Genomic DNA, 19,689 nt, shown 5'->3' with positions numbered 1-19,689 from the left:
CTTCACGCCCAATCCCCTCAGCCCGCCCCGCTCCGACCCGCGCACGTATCACACCGGTGACCTGGTCAAGTGGCGTCCGGACGGCACGCTGGAGTTCATCGGCCGGATCGACAACCAGGTCAAGCTGCGCGGCTACCGCATAGAACTCGGCGAGATCGAGAACGCCCTCAACACCCACCCCGACATCCACGCCACCGCCGTCACCACCCGCGAGGACACACCCGGCAACAAACAACTCGTCGCCTACATCGTCCCCACCCCCGGCCACACACCCGCCACACACCAGCTCCGCGCACACCTCCAGCAACAACTTCCCGACTACATGGTCCCGGCCGTCTACGTCACGCTCGACCAGCTCCCGCTCACCCCCAACGGGAAGGTCGACACCAAGGCCCTCCCCGCACCCGACCACCACCGACCCGACCTCGACACCACCTACACCCCACCCCGGAACACGACGGAGGAGACCATCGCCGGTGTGTGGTCCGACGTACTCGGTGTCGGCACCGTCGGCATCCACGACAACTTCTTCGAACTGGGCGGACAGTCGATCAGCTCGGTGCGGGTGGTCTCCCGACTGCGGGAGGCCGGCCTGGGCGTCGCCCTCCAGCAGATCGTGCGGCACCCGACGGTGGCCCAGCTGGCGGCTGCGCTGGACGTGCCGCAACCGGCGTTGTCCGGGCTCGTGGGGCTCCTCTCGTCCGTGGCCGATCCTGATCTGCCCGCCCTGTTCTGCGTACACCCGGGCGGCGGCAGCACCCACCCGTACCGGGCGCTCGCGCGGTGCCTGGCCGGCACGTTCACCGTGTACGGCATCCAGGCTCCGGGGCTGAACGCGGACGAGGCGCCGCTCGTCGGGATCGAGTCGATCGCGGAACGGTACTGGCGGGAGATCCGCAGGGTGCAGCCCACGGGCCCGTGCACGATCCTCGGATGGTCGACGGGCGCCGTGATCGCGCACGCGATGGGCGTGAGGGCCCCGGAGGAGGTCACCGGCCTGTTCCTGCTGGAGCCGGCGGTGACGGACGACGACCAGCGGGACCGCTTCCAGCGGCACGCCGAGGTGTACCGCCGGGTGAGCGCGTTGTGGCAGCGCGGCCAGGACCAGCGCGGCGACGAACGGGCTGCCACGGAGCGGGAGTTGCGGCGCCTGGCGCCGGAGATGAACCTCGACGAGGAGCTGGTCACGCTCGACGAGTGGCTGCCCTATGCGGTGCTGGAGGCTGAGGTGCGGTCGCTCGCCGCCTACCGGCCTGGGCGCTCGGCGGCCAGGGCGACGCTGTTCGTCAGCGACACGGTGCGTGACGGCAGCGGCGACGAGGTGCCGGAAGCCCGGTACATCGCCCACTGGCGCGGGCTGTACCCGGCGGGCCTGGCCCAGCGGGCGATGCCTGGCCGCCACATGGAGATGGTCAGGGGCGACGACCAACTGGAGCTCCTGGTCTCCACACTGAGGGAGAGCGTGCCAGCGGTTGCCGTCGACCGGGAACGGGTGTTGCTGACGGCCTGACCGGGACACTCGCCGAGGGATCGGAGCCGACAGGGGCCCGCCACGAACGTGGCGGGCCCCTCGTCCTGTTCATGGGTCCGCCGTCGTCCGTGAGTGGCGGAGCCGCGGTCCCGGGACCGCACCGCCTGGCCCGGCCCTTCCCCCCCAACTACGCCCCACCGGGGGTTTCGTGCGGACCAGCCAGGATGCAGAGGACGTCGTCGTGCACCCGGACCCGGAAGACCGCCGCGGGGGACCGACCGGCCCCGTGCCGCCGGCCGGGGCGGCGGGGATTCGCGGCCTCGGGGTGTCACTGCCCGGACCACCTCGGGTGCACGGCCGGCCGGTGGCATCGCATCGCCGCCCTTACGCTTCTCATCTCCCTTCCCCCGTCCCCGTGCCCCTGGTCCCTTCTTCTCCTCTCCTCTCCTCTCCCTTGCCCTTGCCCTCGCGGCGCACGCGGCGACGCCCCGGTCTCGTGCTCCCACCTGGTGATCGGTGGGAGCACGAGACCGGGGCGTCGGGGGCGGCGGCCGGCGCCGCCCGGCTCACCAGCGCTTCAACTCGGGGAAGAAGCCCGGTATCTCGGTGGCCCGGCCGGTGCGCACGGCGGTCCGGTAGATGTGGTAGCCGACGGCCAGGTCGAGGACGCCGAGGCCGAACGGGGAGAACACGGTGGGGCGGTCGTGGCCGAGGGTCACGTCACCGCGCAGCACGTCGGCCAGCGTGCCGTCGATGAAGTCGCGCGTGCCGTACTCCGTCTCCGTGAGGTGCGGTGAGGTCCGCGCGGTGAGGCAGTGGTCGATGTCGTCCAGGACGTTGTGGCACTTGATCATGACGGTCGGGTGGATGTCGCGCAGGGACAGGTTCAGGATGAGCTGGCCCGGCAGGAGGGTCTGCCCGTCCGCCAGCCAGGGCTCCGGCGCGGTGGTGGCGAGGACGACCAGGTCGGCGGTGGCCAGGGCCGCGTCGATCTGCGACACGGTGCGGGTCCGCCAGCCGTGGGCGTCGGCGGCGTAGGCGGCGAAGGTCTCGGCGTACGCGTCGACGTGGTCGTGGACCAGGCACTCGCGGACGTTCGTGCCGCGGGCCGCGAGGAAGTCGGAGACGGTCCGGCCGATGACGCCGGCCCCGACGAAGAGGACCGTCTTCGGGGTGTCGCCGTCGGCGAGGGTCTCCACGGCGAGCGCGGCGGACGCCGCTGTGCGGGCGGCGCTGATGCCGGACGCCTCCAGGCAGGCGAACGGGTAGCCGGTCTCGGCGTCGTTCAGCACGAGGACGGCGGAGGCGCGCGGCAGGTTCTGGCGCACGTTCTGCGGGTAGCTGGCGATCCACTTGAGGCCGGAGACCGGTGTGTCGCCGCCGAGGTGGGCGGGCAGGGCGATGATCCGGGCGCCGGGATCGTGCGGGAAGCGCAGGAAATGGCTGTTGGGGTTCACGGTGGCCCCGCGGCTGTGCTGGAGGTAGGTCTCCCGCACGAGGTCCAGGACGTCCGACGGCGCGGAGCCGATGACATCCTGGGCGACGGAGCCGTCGATCACGTGGAAGGTCGACATCGGTGGTTGCCTTTCGAGGGCGGGTGGCGCGGGCGGGATCACGTCAGGACTCCGAGGTTCCGCTCGACCCAGTCGTCGTTGTAGATCGTGCCGAGGTACCGTTCGCCGAGGTCGGGGGAGACGGCGGCGATGCGGGAGCCGGCCGGGAGGGTGGCCGCCCGGCGGCGGACGGCGGCCAGCACCGAGCCGGTGGAGCCGCCGGTGAGGAGGCCGTGGGTGCGGGCGAGCAGCCGGCACTCCCGCACGGCGTCCTCCTCGGCGACCAGTACGACGTCGTCGGCGAGACCGGGTTCGAACAGTTCGGGAACGCGGCTGGCGCCCAGTCCGGGGATGCGGCGCGGACCGGGGGCGGCGCCGAGGATGACGGAGCCGAGGGCGTCCACGGCGACGATCCGGGTGTGGGGCGAGAATTCGCGCAGGTACCGTGCGCAGCCCACGAAGGTGCCCGTGGAGCCGACGCCGATGAACAGGTAGTCGAGGTGCTGGACCTCCTTCAGCAGGGTGCGCGCGGTCTGTTCGTAATGGGCGCGCGGGTTGGCCGGGTTGGCGTACTGGTTGAGCCAGACCACGGTCGGGTCCGCTTCGAGGTGGCGTCGGATGTGGGCGATGCGCGACTGGAGGAAACCGCCGTTGGCGTCGACGGTGTCGACGACGACCACCTCGGCGCCCAGGGCGCGCATGTGATCGATGCTGGTGGCGTTGGTGTTCGGGTCGACGACGCAGGTGAAGCGGTACCCCTTGGCGGCGCAGATGGAGCTGAGGGCGATGCCGAGGTTGCCGGAGGAGGATTCGATCACGCGGGCGCCCGGGGCGAGGACGCCGCGGTGCTCGGCGTCCTCGATGAGGCTCAGCGCGGTCTTCAGTTTGACGGAGCCCGCCGGGTTGAGGCCCTCGATCTTCAGGAAGACGTCCGAGCCGGGCACCATCCGGGGCAGCAGGACGAAGAGGTCGTCGGTGACGAGGTCGTAGGCGTGCTCGTAGATCATGACCGGGGCTCCCACAGGTCTTCGGGGCCGGTCTCCCGCGCCGTGTAGCGGCCCAGCGCGCTGACGGCCATGCGCAGTTCCAGGGCCATGGCGTCCAGCAGGCGCTCCAGCCCGTGCTCGGGGTCCTCGTCGGCGGCGATCAGGGCGGCGCGGCCGAGGCCGACGGCGCGGGCGCCGAGGGCGAGCAGCTTCACGGCGCGCATGCCCTCCCACACGCGTCCGCTGGCGAGCAGGGTACGGCCCGCGGGGTCGACGCGGCGCAGGGCTTCGGCGAGGGGCAGTCCGACGTGGCCGAGGAAGCCGGTGGGGGCCCAGCCGGTGCCGCCCTCGGCGCCGTCGACGGCGACGGCGTGGGCGCCGGCGTCCCAGGCGACGGCGGCGGCGTGGCCGGCGTCGCGACCGGGGAACAGCTTCACCCAGCAGCGGGCGCGCGGGTAGTTGTTGCGCATGAGCTGGATCTGCCGGCGGAAGATCTCGTCGGTGAAGGTGCCGGGGCTCGCACAGCGCAGGATCGACGAGGCGCCGGGGCCGAGCCGTTCCACGGCGTACTGCCCGGCGAGGTCGGACGCGACCGCTTCGCTGATCATGGTGAGGCCGCCGAGGCCGGGTTTGGCGCCCTGGCCGACCTTGAGTTCGAAGCCGAGGCGGCCGGAGGCGAGGAGACCGGTGACGGCCGGGTCGCTGTAGACGTGGTTCCAGACCTCGGAGTCGGCGTCCTCGGTGCTCTGCTGGACGCAGACGCCGCCGACACCGTCGGGGAGTTCCTCGCAGTACGCCTGGATGCGTTCCAGCAGGCCCTTGCGGTGGTCGTCGCCGCCGGCCCGGAAGCCGTTCATGGGAGCGACGTTCTCGCCGATGACCATGGGGATGCCGAGCCGTCCGGCCTGGCGGCTGAGCGCGAGGCTGGTGCCGGCGACACGGGTGGAACCGAGCGCCGACACGTACACCGGCAGTGGCGCGGTGAAGCCGCCGAGGTCGGTGTCGAGGCGGACGTCCGAGTAGAGGGGTTCGCGGCCGAGGTCGATGAGTGTGGCGAGGCGGCCCGGCATGAAGACGGGCGGGACCAGGCGCAGCGCGTCGATCTCGTCGCCGGCGGGTGCGGGGGCGGCGCCGAAGACGGCGGTGCCGTAACTGTCCAGGGGCGGGAAGACGGCGGCGGCGCCGTCGCGGGCCCGGGCGCGGATGGCGTCCTCGGGCAGGCCGGGTGCGGTCAGCGGGGTCACGGCGACACCACCCCCGCGATCTTCGGGAAGGCGGTGGTCCGCCAGGCGGAGTCCAGGCCGGTGACCCAGCGGGTCAGGCGCTCCAGGCCGATGCCGAAGCCGGCGCTGCTGGGGATGCCGTGCCGGGCGACGTCGAGGTACCAGGCGTACTTGGAGGGGTTCTCCCCGGTTTCACGCATCCGGGTGACCAGGGCCGCGTAGTCGTACTCGCGTTCGCTGCCGCTGCACAGTTCGCCGCAGCCCTCGGGGGCGATGAGGTCGAAGTTGAGCAGGGTACCGGGCGTGGCCGGGCTCTCCTTGTCGTAGAAGCCGCGGGAGCCCTTGGGGTAGCCGACGATGAAGAACGGGGCGTCGGCCTGGCGGGAGATGCGCTCCTCGGCCTCCCATTCGATCTCGGTTCCGGCGGCCTGCGGGTAGCCGTCGCGGCGCAGGCCGTCGACGACCTCGCCGTGCGGGACGCGGGCGAACGGCCGGGCCACGTGGCGGCGCAGGGTGTCGGGGTCGCGGCCGAGGAGGGCGAGGTCGGCGCCGCACTCGTCGACGGCGGTGGTCACGGCGCGGCGGACCAGCTCCTCGGCGACGTCCATGGCGACGTCACGGGTGGCGCCCGCGTACTCGACGTCGATCTGCCGGAACTCGGCGAGGTGGCGCTGGGTGCTGCTGGTCTCGACGGGTTCGAGACGGACGTTGGGCGCGATGAGGAAGATGCGGTCGAAGGCCAGCAGCGAGGCCTGCTTGTAGAGGATGGCGCTGGTCATCAGCTTGTAGCGGTGGCCGTAGTAGTCGACGTCGACCTGCTTGGCGCCGCGCGAGCCCGGGTCGGTGACGGGGCCGATGACCGGGTGGGCCATCTCCACGGCGCCGTCGGAGCGCAGGAAGGCGCGGGCACCGGCCACGAGTGCCTGCTGGACGCGCAGGGCCGCGCGGGTGCGCGGGTCGCGCAGGTGCTCCAGCGGCGAGGGCAGCACGGGGGCCTCGGGCGCCGGCGGGAGATCCATCTGGAGTGTCATGTTCGTCCTGTCCTGTCGTTACCGGGGCGGGGGCGACCGGCCACCGGTGGCGGAGGGGATCCGTGAGCGGGGGTCAGCCCGCCCTGCCGAGGAGGGCGGCGGGGTCGTCGTAGCGGTTCCTGACGTGGTGGAGCGCGTGCAGCAGTCCGGACGAGGTCAGCCGCCGGGACGGCGTTGCCGCGGTGGACCGGCCGAGCGGCAGCGATCCGGTGCGGGACCACTCCAGCCGGCCGCGGTCGGAGATGAAGCTGCGGGTGCGCCCCGCGTTGTCGGGGTGCAGGCAGAAGGGCACGTCCAGGTAGCCGTGCGCGAAGGCACGGACCAGGGCCTGGCCGAGGTCGTCGTGCAGGTGCAGGACGGCCTCGACGAGGGAGCGGGCCTCCGCCTCGATGCCGGTGGACGGCGGCGGGGCGGCCGGCCGCGCGGTGCGGGCGGCAGCGGCGGCGGTCTCCAGCGCGGTGACGTTCTCCTCGACGGAGGGGATGCGGGCCGACTCCGCCGGTGTCTTGACGATGAGCCGGGCGGCCCCGGTGCTTACGGCGAGCCGGGCGGCGTCCGCGACCAGCCGCAGCGCACCCGCCCGGGTCTCCGGGTAGACGCCCATGTACGCGTAGACGACCACGTGCCAGGAGGTGTCCGGAAGGTGGTCGGCGGCCAGGGCGCGCAGTGCGTGGACGGCCTCCTCGTCCTGTTCGGGACTGATCTGCTGGGCGTAGCTGAGGGAGACGCTGCGCAGGCCGTGCCGGCGGAAGAACTTGGCTTCCAGGACGGAGAGGGCGACGAGCAGGGAGGGCGGGCAGAGCTGGCCCAGCATGCAGCCGCCGAAGGTCTCCAGGTGCGGTTCGGTGCCGGTCTCGCGCAGGGCGGCGAGGCTGCGGCACGCTTCGGCCCAGGCACGGACCGAGGTGGCCAGCGGGGTGCGTCCGTAGGGCAGGCAGTAGGAGACGGGGCCGCCCTCGGTGGCGTCGAGTCCGGCGGCGATGAGGGCCTCGACGATCCGGCCGGGCCGGGCGGAGCCGTGCCGCACCTGTACGGGGAAGCCGGGCCCGTGGACGCCGTCGAGGAGACCGGTGGTGGTTTCCAGGTCCATGCTGACCAGCGGATAGCCGTTGAGGTGGTGGCCCTGGGCGGCGGCGCGGGCGGCGGCGGCGTAGTCGCCGACGCGGGTGAAGCTGTCCAGGGTGAGGGTGCCGACGGTGGTGGCGTCGGCGGCCCGGGTGGCGATCAGGCCCGCACGCATCCGGGCGGGATCGGCGAAGCCCATGCGGGGCTGCACGACGAGGGTGCCGGCGCGGGCGGCGTCCGCCATGAAGCGGTGGAAGGCGCCGGCGGCGGGGGCGGGTTCAGCGGACGGCATCAGCGTGGGACCTTCCGTGCCGGTGCTCGGGCAGGCCGTCCAGCAGGGCGAGCAGCCCGGGGACGGCGCTGGCGCCGGTCAGGACGGCGTCGAAGCCGGCGTCGGTGAGCGCGGCGTGGACGTCCGGGCCGGTGCTGCCCGAGGTGTCCAGCTTGCCTCCGACGACGAGCGGCACCTCGGCCAGCGCGGGCACGGCGCGCACCGCCCGGGCCAGGCCCGGGGCCTCTTCGGCGCCGTGTCCGTTGACCGTGCTGACGACGATGAGGTCGGGCGTGCGGGCCGCGGCCTCCTCGACCAGGACGCCGACCGGGACGCACGCGCCGAGATTGGTGACCTCCCAGCCCTGTTCCTCAAGCAACAGTTGCAGGAAGAGCAGGTTCCAGGTGTGTGAGTCCGAGGCGATGGTGGTCAGGACCGCGTGGCGCGGGCTGTCCGGGGGCTGGTGATGCGGGTACACGACCGGCTTTTCCTCTCGACACCGTGATGGGGCCGCGACCGCTGCGATCGGGCCGGGTGCCCGTGAACGCGCCCTGGAACGGGGGGCGTACGGGCTGTCCACTAGTGACGTCGTCCATGGTGGCCAGCGGTGATCGCAGGCGGCACTGGGCAGTTGTGACCACCCCGCGGGGCGTCACTTGTGCCCACTGGGAGCCCGCCGCCCGCGCGCCCTAGCGTGCTTGTCGCGGACGTTCCGCCGGGGCCGTGGTCGTGCCGGTGGCGCGGCTCCCGGCCCGCCCGGGGCGCCCCGCCCACCCCTCACCGCCCGCCGTACGACGTGCCGCCCGTGAACCGCTTGTACCGCTGACGAAGTCCTGACGATGGGGAGTGAACGGTGGCTGATCACCAGCTGGGGGAGTGGAGGCAGGAGTCGGCGGGCCCGGAACCGCTGGAACTGCCGACGGACCGACGGCCGTCGGACGACGGCCCGGGCCCTGCGGACCGGGTCCCGTTCGACGTGCCCGCCCGGACCGCCGACGCGCTGGCCGCGCTGGCCCGCGACGCCGGTGTGGAACTCCCCGCGGTCCTGCTGACGGTGTTCCACACGCTGCTGGGGCGGTACGCCGGACGGGGCGACGTCCCGGTGGCGGTACCGGCGGACGTCCCGGACACGGCGATCGTGGTACGGGGCGCGGACGGCGACCCGGCGTTCACCGAGGCCGTGGCGCAGGTCGCGCGGGGCATGGCGGACGCCACCGGCCGGGCGCCGGTGCCGCTCGCGGTGCCGGCGGGCGCGGTGGCGTGGTTCGCGTCGCGCACGGCCGCCCGGGAGGCCGCCGTGTTCCCGCCGGATGCGCACGTCACCCTGGAGGTCGTCGCGGACGGCGGCGGGCTGAGCGGTGTCCTCGGCTACCGGACCGACCTGTTCGAGCGGGCCACGGCGGAGCGGATGGCGGGGCACCTAGTGACACTCGCCTGTTCCGCCGCCGACGCGCCCGGGGAGCCGCTCAGCGCGCTGGAGATGCTGACGGAGCCCGAGCGGCACCGGATCCTCAGCCAGTGGAACGGGGCGCGGTCCGCGTTCCCGGACACGACCGTGCACCGGCTGGTGGAGGAGCGTGCGGCCCTCCAACCCGACGCGGTGGCCCTGGAACACGGCGGGCGGCGGCTGACCTACCGGGAGCTGGACGAGCGGGCCGAGGGCCTGGCGCGGTACCTGGCGGAGCGGGGCGTCGGCCCCGGCACGCTGGTCGCGGTGTGCCTGGACCACGGCCCGGACCTGGTGTGCGCGCTGCTCGGCGTGCTCAAGTCGGGGGCCGCCTACGTGCCGTTGGACCCGGCCTACCCGGCCGAGCGGCTGCGGTACATGGTCGAGGACAGCGCCGCCCCGGTGGTGGTGACGCAGTCCGCGCACGCGGGCCTGTTCGCGCCGGGCACCGCGCTGCTGCTGGCCGACCGGGAGTGGCCGGCCGGCACCGGCGCCGCCCCGGCCGTCGCCGCGGGCCCGGACGACGTGGCCTACGTCATCTACACCTCGGGTTCCACGGGCCGCCCCAAGGGTGTGCGGGTCGGGCACCGCGGCGTCGTCAACTACCTGCACTGGTGCGACCGGAACTACCCCCCGGCGCCCGGCGCGCGGATAGGTTCGCTGCTGTGCTCCTCGGCGGCGTTCGACCTGACGGTGACCGCGCTGTTCCTGCCGCTGGTGCAGGGGCTGTGCCTGGTGGTGCCGCGGCCGGAGCCGGGCCGCACGGTGTTCGACGCGGCCGTGGACGTCGTCGCGTCCGGGGTGCCGATCAGCTTCCTGAAGGCGACGCCCTCGCACCTGGAGCTGCTGACCGCCCGGCTGGAGCAGGACGGCGTCCGGCACCGCATCGCCACGGTGGTCGCCGGCGGCGAGGACCTGACGCCGGCGCTGGCGCACCGGGTGCTGGACCTGGGCGCCGGGGACACGGCGATCGTCAACGAGTACGGGCCGACCGAGGCGACCGTCGGCAACGTGGTCAGCCGGACGGTGTCGGTGGACCCGGCGGCGGACCACGTGCCGATGGGCCGGGCGATCGACAACACCGAGGTCTACGTGGTCGGGGCGCACGGTGAGGTCCAGCCGGTCGGAGTCCCCGGTGAGCTGCTCATCGGCGGTGTCAACGTGGCCCTCGGCTATCTGGGGCGACCCGAGCTGACGGCGCGGCGGTTCGTGCCACACCCCTTCTCGGCCGACCCCGAGGCCCGCGTGTACCGCACCGGCGACCTGGTGAAGTGGCTGCCGGACGGGCGCCTGGTCTACCTGGGCCGGATGGACGACCAGGTGAAGCTGCGCGGGCACCGGGTGGAACTCGGAGAGATCGAGAACGCCCTGCTGTCCCGGCCGGACGTCGCGGCGGCCACGGTCGTGGTCCGCGAGGACGTCCCCGGTGACAAGCGGCTGGTGGCGTACCTGGTACCGGCCGGCGGCGCGACCCTGGCCGTGGCCGGGCTGCGCGCGGCGCTGGCGCGGGAGTTGCCCGCGCACATGGTGCCCGCCCGGTACGTCGTACTTGAGCGGCTGCCGCTCACCCCGAACGGCAAGGTGGACCGGCGGGCCCTGCCCGCGCCCGAGGGCCACCGCCCCGACGTCTCCGCCGCGTTCACCGCGCCGCGCACGCCCACGGAGCGGGTGGTCGCCGGCATCTGGGCCGAGCTGCTGGGCGTCGACGCGGTCGGCGCGGACGACGACTTCCTCGAACTGGGCGGGCATTCCCTGCTGGCCGCCCGGGTCGCCTCCCGGCTGCGCCGGGACCTCGGGGTGGACGTGCCCCACCGGACGCTGTTCGACGCGCCGACCCCGGCGCTGCTGGCGGCTGCCGTGGACACGCTGGGGCCGGGCACCTCCGCCGCGATCCCGCGGGCGGACCGCTCGGCCGGCGCCCTGCCGCTGTCCTTCGCACAGCAACGCCTGTGGTTCCTGGACCAGTTGGCGCCGGGCCGGGCCGAGTACGCGATCCCGGTGGGGCTGCGCGTGCAGGGCGACTTCGCACCGGACGCGTTCGGCACCGCGCTGACGGCGCTGACCGCCCGGCACGAGATCCTGCGGACCCGGTTCCCCGCGGACGGCACCGGACGCCCGTACCAGGTCGTCGACGCCGTGCGGGAGGTGCCGGTGGACGTCCACGACGCCCGGCACCTCGGCGACGGCGCCGCGCGGGAGATCCTGCACGAGGCGGCGGGACGGCCGTTCGACCTGGCCGCGGGGCCGCTGCTGCGCGCGGTGGCGGTACGGGTGGCCGACGCGGAGTGGCTCCTGCTGCTCGCCGTGCACCACATCGTCTCCGACGGCTGGTCGGAGGGCATCCTGGCGCGGGAGCTGGGCGAGCTGTACGGCGCGGCGGTGGCCGGCCGGCCCGACGCCCTGGCTCCCCTCGGCCTTCAGTACGCGGACTTCGCGAGCTGGCAGCGCGCGGCACTGGACGGCCCGGTGCTGGCGGGGCAGTCCGCGTACTGGCGGGAGCGGCTCGCCGGGGTGCAGCCGCTGGAGCTGCCGGCCGACCACCGGCGGCCGGCCGAGCGGTCGGGCCGGGGCGGCACGGTGTCCTTCGCGGTGCCCGCCGACGTGGCCGGCGCGGCCCGGCGGCTGGCGGCGGGACAGGGGGCGAGCCTGTTCATGTCCCTGCTGGCGGTGTTCCAGCTGCTGATGGCGAAGTACAGCGGCCAGGAGGACATCGCGGTGGGCACCCCGGTCGCGGGCCGCAACCGTGCCGAGACCGAGGACCTGATCGGCTTCTTCGTCAACACCCTCGTCCTGCGCACCGACCTGTCCGGCGACCCGACGTTCACCGAGCTGCTGGCCAGGGTCAAGGACACCGCGCTCGGCGCCTACGACCACCAGGACCTGCCCTTCGAACGCCTCGTGGAGGAACTGGCCCCCGACCGGGACCTGTCCCGCCATCCGCTGTTCCAGACGATGTTCGTGCTCCAGAACACCCCGGACGGCCACGCCTGGCGGCTGCCCGGAACGGTGGTGGAGCCGTTCGCGGTCCGTGCGGAGGAGGCCAAGTTCGACCTGACCGTGTTCCTCACCGAGCGGCCCGACGGTTCGCTCGACGGCGATGTGGTGTTCGCCCTCGACCTGTTCGCACCGGACACGGCCGAACGGCTGGCCGGGCACTTCACCACCCTGCTGCGCGCGGCCGTCACCGGCCCGGAGCGCCGGCTGTCGGAGCTGGAGGTGCTGACCGGTGCCGAGCGGCGCCGGGTGCTGGCCGACTGGAGCGGGACGGAGGCCGCCGCGGACACCGGGGCCGAAGCCGGTGCCGGGGCCACCGTGCACCGGCTCGTCGAGGAGTGCGCCGCCCTGCGGCCGGACACCCCGGCGGTACTCTCGGCCGCCGGGGACCTGACCTACCGGGAGCTGAACGCGCGGGCCAACCGGCTCGCCCGGCACCTGCGTTCCCGCGGAGCCGGCCCCGGGGCCGCGGTGGCCGTGTGCCTGGAGCGCGGCCCCGAGCAGATCACCGCACTGCTCGCGGTCCTCAAGTCCGGCGCCGCCTACGTGCCGCTGGATCCCGAGCACCCGTCCGACCGGCTCGCCTACATGATCACGGACGCGCGGGCCGCGCTCGTCGTCACCGACGGCGCCGGGGCCGCACGGCTGTCCGAGGAGCCGGGCCGGTTCCTGACCGACCGGGACTGGCCGTCCCTCGCGGACCTGCCGGCGCACGACCCGGAGCCGGCGGCGGCCCCCGGCGACCTCGCCTACGTGATCTACACCAGCGGCTCCACCGGCCGGCCCAAGGGCGTGGAGATCGAACACCGCAGCCTGGTCGGCCTGGTCCGCTGGACGGCCGACACCTTCGGCGCGGCCCCGGGACGGCGGGTGGCGTTGCTGGCGGGGGTCGGGTTCGACGCGTCGGCCTGGGAGCTGTGGCCCGCGCTGGCGACCGGCGCCACCGTGTGCGTACCCGACGACACGGTGCGGCTGACGCCGGCGCTGCTCCAGCGCTGGCTGACCGAGCAGCGCGTCACGGGCACCTTCGTCTCGACACCTGTGCTGGAGGCACTGGCGGCCCTCGACTGGTCGGAGCCGACCTCCCTTGAGTACGTGCTCACCGGTGGGGACGCACTGCGCCTGCCGGCCGGGCTGCGCCTGCCCTTCCGCGTCGTCAACAACTACGGGCCGACCGAGTCGACGGTGGTGACGACCTCGGCCGAGGTCGTCCCCGGCACGGCCGTGCCACCGATCGGCCGGCCGGTGCGCGGCACTTTCGTGTACGTCGTGGACCGGCACGGCCGGCCGGTGCCGACCGGAGTGCCGGGCGAACTCCTCGTCGGCGGGACCGGGCTGGCCCGCGGTTACCGGGGGCAGCGGGAGCAGACGGCGGAACGGTTCGTGACCGTCGACGTGGACGGCACACCGCGCCGGGTCTATCGCACCGGGGACCGGGTGCGCTGGCTGGCCGACGGACAACTGGAGTTCCTGGGACGGCTGGACGAGCAGGTCAAGCTGCGCGGACACCGTATCGAGCCCGGTGAGATCGAGGCGGTGCTGCTGGCCGGCCCCGATGTCGCCGCGGCCACCGTCGTCGTCCGCGAGGACACCCCCGGAGACAGGCGGCTGGTCGCCTACGTCGTCCCGGCGGCGGGCGGTACGGTGACCAGCGAGGCCCTGCGCGGGCGGCTGCGCCGGGAACTGCCCGACTCCATGGTGCCGTCCGCGTTCGTGGCGCTGGAGCGGCTGCCGCTCACCCCGAACGGCAAGGTGGACCGGCGGGCGCTGCCCGCACCGCGGCCCCGCGCGTCCGCGGCCGGCGGTCCGGCCCCCCGCACCCCGGTCGAGCGCGCGATCGCGGCGGCCTGGTCCGAAGTGCTGGGCACCGAGGTCACCGGCGTGGACGACAACTTCTTCGAACTCGGCGGCCACTCCCTGCTCGCCACCCAGGTGACGTCACGGCTGCGGGACGCGCTTGGGGTGGAGGTGCCCGTGCGGGCCCTGTTCGCGGCACCCACCGTCGCCGGGCTGGCCGCGGCCGTCGCGGAACCGGCACCGGACGCGGCGGCCGGCGCCGGGCGGATCGTCCCGGCCGACCGGACCGGCGGCCCGCTGCCGCTGAGCTTCGCCCAGCAGCGGCTGTGGTTCCTCGACCAACTGGAGCCCGGACGCGCGGAGTACGCCGTACCGTTCGCGCTGCGCGTCGACGGCCCGCTGGACACCGCCGCCCTCGACGCGGCGTTGACCCGCATGCTGGCGCGGCACGAGATCCTGCGGACGCGGTTCGTCGCCGACGAGGACGGAGAGCCGGCGCAGGTCGTCGATCCGCCGGCCCCGGTGCGCACGGCCGTCCACGACCTGCGGCACATCGCCGATCCCGCAGAACGGCAGGAGGCGGCACGGCGCTTCGCCCGGGCGGAGGCCGCCCGGCCGTTCGACCTGGCGGCGGGACCGCTGCTGCGCGCGCACCTGGTGCGGCTGGCCGACGAGGAGGCGCACCTGCTGCTGACGGTGCACCACATCGCCTGCGACGGCTGGTCGGAGCCGCTCATGGCGCGCGAACTGCGGGAGGGCTACCGGGCGGCGACGACCGGCACCCCGCCCCAGGACACGGAACTGCCAATACAGTACGCGGACTTCGCCGTGTGGCAGCGACAGAGGCTCACCGGTGAGGTCCTGGAAGGACAGCTGGCGTACTGGCGGGAGCGGCTCGCCGGCGTGGAACCGCTGGAACTGCCGACCGATCACCGCCGTCCGGCGGGACCGCCCGGAGGCGGCGACACCGTGACCTTCGAGGTGGGCGCGGCGGTGGCCGCCGGACTGCGCAAGGCGGCAAGGAGCGGCTCCGCGAGCCTGTACATGGTGCTGCTGGCGGCCTTCCAGGTGTTGCTGGCCAAGTACGGCCGCCACGACGACGTGACCGTCGGCAGCCCGGTCGCCGGCCGCAACCGCGCCGAGACCGAGGATCTGATCGGCTTCTTCGTCAACACCCTCGTCCTGCGCACCGACCTCTCCGGCGACCCCGCCTTCACCGAACTCCTCGACCGGGTCAAGGACACCGCCCTCGGCGCCTACGACCACCAGGACCTGCCCTTCGAACGCCTCGTGGAAGAACTCGCCCCCGACCGCGACCCGTCCCGCAACCCCCTGTTCCAGACGATGTTCGTCCTCCAGAACACGCCGGACCAGCACGGCTGGAGCCTTCCGGGGCTCGACGTGCGGCCGTTCACGGTCACGCTGCCGGACGCCAAGTTCGACCTCACCTTGATGATGTCCGAGGAGGCGGACGGCGGTCTGCGCGGCGTCCTGGAGTACCGCACGGACCTCTTCGAACGGGACACGGTCGCCCGGCTGGCCGGCCACCTCGGCACAGTGCTGGAGACGGTGGCGAGCGACCCCGCGGTACGGCTGTCCCGGCTCTGCCTGCTCACCCCCGAGGAGCGGCGGCGGACGGTGGTCGAGTGGAACGACACCGCCACCGCCTTCCCGGACACCGCCACGCTGCACGGCCTGTTCGAGGAACGGGCGGCACGGCAACCGGACACGGTGGCCGTCGAGGGGCCGCAGGGCACGCTGACCTACGGCGAGCTGAACGCGCGCGCCAACCGGATCGCCCACCACCTGCGCACCCGGTACGGAGTGCGGCCGGACATGCCGGTCGCGGTGTGCCTGGAGCGCGGCCCGGACCTGGTGACCGCCCTGCTCGGGGTCCTGAAGGCGGGGGCACCGTACGTGCCGCTGGACCCGGACTATCCGCCCGAGCGCCTGGCGTACATGGTCCGGGACACCGCGACCCCGGTCGTCCTCACCCGCTCCGCGCACACCGGCCGGCTGCCCTCGGACGTACCACTGCTGCTGCTCGACGAGGACGCCGTGACGCTGGCCGGCGAACCGGACACCGACCCCGAGCCGGTCGCCGCGGCGCACCACCTGGCCTACCTGATCTACACCAGCGGATCCACCGGCCGCCCCAAGGGTGTACAGGTCGAACACCGCAGCGTGGTCAACCTGGTGCACTGGACGGCGCGGGAGCACGGGCTGGAGCCCGGGCAGCGGATCGCGCTGCTGGCCGGGATCGGCTTCGACGCGGCGGCGTGGGAGCTGTGGCTCGGCCTGACCCGGGGCGCGACCTGCTGCGTCACCACCGAGACCGTCAGGCTCACTCCGCACCTGCTGCGGGACTGGCTGTGCGAGCAGCGTGTCCACGCCACGTTCCTGTCCACGCCCATGCTGGAGGCGCTGGTGGCGGTGGAGTGGCCGGCCCAGAGCACCCTCAGGTACGTGCTGACCGGCGGTGACCGGCTGCGGATGCCGGCACGGGCCCGGCTGCCGTTCCGCGTGATCAACAACTACGGACCCACCGAGACCACCATCATCGTCACCTCGACGGTGGTCGAACCCGGCGACGCGGTCCCGCCGATCGGCCGGCCCATCCCCAACGTCCTGGCGTTCGTGGTGGACCAGCACGGCCGGCCGGTGCCGGTCGGGGTGCCCGGCGAACTCCTCGTCGGGGGCGTGCAGGTGGCCCGCGGCTACCTGGGCAGGCCGGAGCTGACCGCGGAGAGGTTCACCGCGTACGAGGCCGAAGGGCTGAACACCAGGGTCTACCGCACCGGTGACCTGGTGCGGTGGCGGGCGGACGGACAGCTGGAGTTCCTGCGGCGGATCGACAACCAGGTCAAGATCCGCGGCAACCGCATCGAGCTCGGCGAGATCGAGGCCACGGTGCTGACCCACCCCGGCATCGGCGAGGTCAGCGTGGTCGTCCGCGAGGACACGCCCGGCGACAAGCGGCTCGTGGCGTATCTCGTGGCCACCGGCGCGGACACGCCGAGCACCGCGGAACTCCACGCCCACCTGGGCCGGTTCCTGCCCGACTACATGATCCCGGCGGCGTTCGTCACGCTGGACCGGCTGCCGCTGACCGCCAACGGCAAGGTGGACCGGGCGGCCCTGCCGGTGCCGGACCACCAGCGGCCGGACCTGGGGACGGAGTACACGGCGCCACGCAACGCCGTCGAGCGGACCGTCACCGTCGTGTGGCAGGAACTGCTGGGCATCGAGCGCGTCGGCGTGCACGACAACTTCTTCCAACTGGGCGGGCATTCGCTGCTCGCCACGCAGGTGGCCTCCCGACTGCGGAAGGCGCTGCGGGTCGACGTGCCGGTGCGGGCCGTGTTCGACTCTCCCACCCCGGCCGGACTCGCCCAGGGCATCGCCGACCTGATGATGGCGGCGATCACGGCGCAGTTCGCGCCGGCCGGATGACGGCGCGCGGTGCCACACCGTGAAGGGGCCGGACCTCGTCGTGGAGGTCCGGCCCCTTCACCGTCCGCGGGTCACACCGGGTGCGGGGGACTTCAGGCCACGTCCTCGGCGCGGATGCCGCCGCTGGCGAGCGCCAGGGCGCCGAGCTGGAACCGGCTCTGGGCACCGAACCGGTCGGTCAGCTTCTCCGACAGCCGGCGCACCGTGCGCAGGGAGACGTCCATCCTGCGGGCCGCCGCCGCGTCCGTGAGCCCCTGCGCCCACAGCCGGAGCACGTGCTGCTCCTGGAGGGAGAGGTTGCCACGGGTACGAGGGCGTGCCTCCGCGAGCGGCAGGGCCTCCTTCCACAGCCGGGCGAACAGGGTCGCGAACGCTTCCGTGACCGACTCGACGCCGCACGCCATCGCGCCGACCACACTGTGGCCGCCGACGACCGGCACCACGACGTGCCTCCGGTCGGAGAGGATCATCCACACCGGCAGCGACGGCAGGGTGCGGACGGCACCGCCGCACTCCTCCGCGCGGCGCAGCCGCTCCGTCGCCCCGGGGTCGTTGCGGACGCTCTCCAGCACGATGGAGCGTGCGGGAGTACCGCGCCGCCGCAGTACCTCGTCCACCGGTCGGCCCGCGTCGAGGACCGCCGCGTCCAGCCGCTCGGCCGGTCCGACGGTCAGCCATTCGTTCGCGCACTCCTCGGCGAGAGAGGTGATGCGCTGCCACACGGCGTCCGCACCGGCCAGCCACTCGACGTCCGGAACGCTCGCACGGCCGCGCCGCCCGCGCTCCGACAGCAGCCGCGTCACCTCCAGCCGACTGCCCTCCACCTGGAGTCGGTGGCGGGCGAGTTCGTCCTGCTGCCGGGCGAGCATCGCCGCCAGCCCGACCTCCGGATCGACCGGACGCCAGCCGCTCGCGGAGTCCCCCGGGACGACGAGCAGCAGGGCGGACAGCCGCTCCAGCCCCTCTCGGACCGTTTCCTCGGTCTCCTCCAGATACTCGGCCAGCTCGGACACCTTCGCGCCGGGCCGGTCGACCATCGCGATGTACACGCTCCGCGCAACGGAGTCGATACCCAGAGAGGTCCGCATGTCGTCCACTCCTGTAAGTCTTGTCGTACGGCACCTGTTGGCTGTGGGACACGGGTTGAGATCGGGCCGGCGGCGATCCCCGGGACACGACCGCGGGCCGCCGACCGGACACCAGTAGAACGGGAACCGCCGCGACGGCGGATGCGGGCCGAACCCCCAAGTTCCTCGTGGACAACCGCGCCCGGGTCGGGCGAGTGCACCACCACGGGCGGCGCTCCCGTCCGGATGCCCGGCTGTCCGGCGCCCGGGCCCACCGCGCTCGGAGGGCGGACCGGACCCCACCGCGCACACCGGCCCCCTCCCCGGCCGCCGACGCGTCACCCCGTACGCACGAAGGGCGTGCTCGTCGGGTCGTGCACGCCCCCATATATCCCCACGGCCGTCCCCCCGCCCCGTACACCGCCCGGCCACGCGGCGCCTGGCCGCGTCGTCAGCCGCCCCTACGCCGCCGGCCTGCGCTTCTCACCCGGCCGGGCGGCACGGGACCCGACGCCCCGCGCCCCGCGGCCCCCCATCGGCCGGCGGCACCGGGCAAGGGCGTCGGGAAATATGGGGGACAGTTCCCCATGCGGGCCCCCACCGCATCTGTGACCTTGTTCTCGTGACCGAATCCCCCGCACCCGCGACTCCCCGCGGCGCGAACCCCCCGGCCCCCGTCCGGCGGGCCGCCACGATCCTCACGGCCGGCACCGGCCGCGAACCGCTCCGCACCGGCGCTCCCGCCCCGACCACGGCGATCGCCGAGCGTCGCTGTACCGGCCGGCCCTCCGCACGCTGAGAGTCACCGGGCGTCTCTGCCGACGCCGCTCGCTCACCTTCCCGTACCCGCCCTCACAGACACGAGGTTCCCACCATGGCCGAGCTCCGTCGCGATGCCTCCTCCGCTCCCGCCGACCTCCCCGCCCGTCCGGCCGCCGACTCGGACGCCGCCGGCGGCATCACCCTGTCGGGCCGCAACCGCGCCTGCGCCCGAGCCCGCGTCCTGGCCGGCATGGTCCTCACCAGCGGTCTGGTCATCACCCTGACCTCGATCGACACCTCGGTGTCGGCCCCGCACTGAAACGCCCGCCCCGCACTGAAACGCCCGCCCGCTCCGGGGCGCCCGCGGCAGCCGGCCCGGCCGGACCTCGTCCCACCGATACCGGCCGGCGCACTCCACCGCACCGGCGGGAACGAGCCGCGGCTGCACCGACCGGGCAGGGCCCCTCACGGACGCGGTGCGACCAGCACGCAGGGCTTCCACCCAGCGCCGCGCCGGGCACCGGTGCCACGCGGCCGGCCGGACCCCGCTCGCCGGGGCCGGCCGCCGA

The 19,689-nt window shown here is 74.0% G+C and carries 10 protein-coding genes; 3 read left to right on the top strand and 7 right to left on the bottom strand.

The window, feature by feature from the left end:
• Window positions 1-1,510, top strand: a 1,510-nt coding sequence (locus AQJ11_RS13405; RefSeq protein ID WP_159061656.1) for an alpha/beta fold hydrolase, incomplete at its 5' end; no start/stop codon positions are given.
• Window positions 1,511-2,037: 527 nt separating this feature from the next.
• On the opposite strand, the gene sbnB is transcribed toward AQJ11_RS13405, so the two are convergent.
• The 6 genes from sbnB to AQJ11_RS13375 all read right to left on the bottom strand — a co-directional run bounded on the left by sbnB (window position 2,038) and on the right by AQJ11_RS13375 (window position 8,078).
• Window positions 2,038-3,045, bottom strand: coding sequence for a 2,3-diaminopropionate biosynthesis protein SbnB (gene sbnB, locus AQJ11_RS13400; RefSeq protein WP_014670283.1), 1,008 nt, complete (start codon window positions 3,043-3,045; stop codon window positions 2,038-2,040).
• A 38-nt stretch (window positions 3,046-3,083) separates the two neighbouring features.
• Window positions 3,084-4,031 carry a 2,3-diaminopropionate biosynthesis protein SbnA gene (gene sbnA, locus AQJ11_RS13395; protein WP_059263450.1) on the bottom strand — a complete coding sequence of 316 codons (948 nt, stop codon included), beginning with the start codon at window positions 4,029-4,031 and terminating at the stop codon, window positions 3,084-3,086.
• The gene (locus AQJ11_RS13390; RefSeq protein ID WP_059263175.1) at window positions 4,028-5,254 is read right to left on the bottom strand and encodes a glutamate synthase-related protein; all 1,227 of its coding nucleotides are present in this window, start codon (window positions 5,252-5,254) and stop codon (window positions 4,028-4,030) included. The genes sbnA and AQJ11_RS13390 overlap by 4 nt, the downstream gene beginning before the upstream one ends.
• Entirely contained in the window at window positions 5,251-6,264 is a 1,014-nt protein-coding gene (locus tag AQJ11_RS13385) for an asparagine synthetase A (RefSeq protein WP_059263174.1), read from the bottom strand. Before AQJ11_RS13385 ends, AQJ11_RS13390 begins: the two co-directional genes overlap by 4 nt.
• Before the next feature lie 73 nt (window positions 6,265-6,337).
• A complete protein-coding gene (locus AQJ11_RS13380) occupies window positions 6,338-7,621 on the bottom strand; it encodes a methylaspartate mutase (protein WP_059263173.1) in 1,284 nt (427 codons plus the stop codon).
• A complete protein-coding gene (locus AQJ11_RS13375) occupies window positions 7,608-8,078 on the bottom strand; it encodes a cobalamin B12-binding domain-containing protein (RefSeq protein WP_014670278.1) in 471 nt (156 codons plus the stop codon). The genes AQJ11_RS13380 and AQJ11_RS13375 overlap by 14 nt, the downstream gene beginning before the upstream one ends.
• Window positions 8,079-8,453: 375 nt before the next feature.
• Here AQJ11_RS13375 and AQJ11_RS13370 point away from each other — a divergent pair, with 375 nt between their 5' ends.
• Window positions 8,454-17,291, top strand: a complete 8,838-nt coding sequence (locus AQJ11_RS13370) for a non-ribosomal peptide synthetase (RefSeq protein ID WP_059263172.1) — start codon at window positions 8,454-8,456, stop codon at window positions 17,289-17,291.
• A 92-nt stretch (window positions 17,292-17,383) separates the two neighbouring features.
• Here the strand turns inward: AQJ11_RS13370 and AQJ11_RS13365 are convergent, their stop codons facing one another.
• Window positions 17,384-18,379, bottom strand: a complete 996-nt coding sequence (locus AQJ11_RS13365; RefSeq protein ID WP_244218214.1) for a helix-turn-helix domain-containing protein — start codon at window positions 18,377-18,379, stop codon at window positions 17,384-17,386.
• Window positions 18,380-19,232: 853 nt separating this feature from the next.
• Between AQJ11_RS13365 and AQJ11_RS13360 the strand changes: the two genes are divergently transcribed.
• On the top strand, window positions 19,233-19,439 hold the full coding sequence (locus AQJ11_RS13360) for a hypothetical protein (RefSeq protein WP_014670275.1): 207 nt from the start codon (window positions 19,233-19,235) through the stop codon (window positions 19,437-19,439).
• Window positions 19,440-19,689 lie beyond the last annotated feature (250 nt).

Origin of the sequence: Streptomyces corchorusii (genome assembly GCF_001514055.1) — a bacterium.
Classification (GTDB): Bacteria; Actinomycetota; Actinomycetes; order Streptomycetales; family Streptomycetaceae; genus Streptomyces; species Streptomyces olivaceoviridis.
The sequence above is the reverse complement of the archived record's forward strand: the minus strand, read 5'-3'. Positions and strand labels throughout refer to the sequence as shown.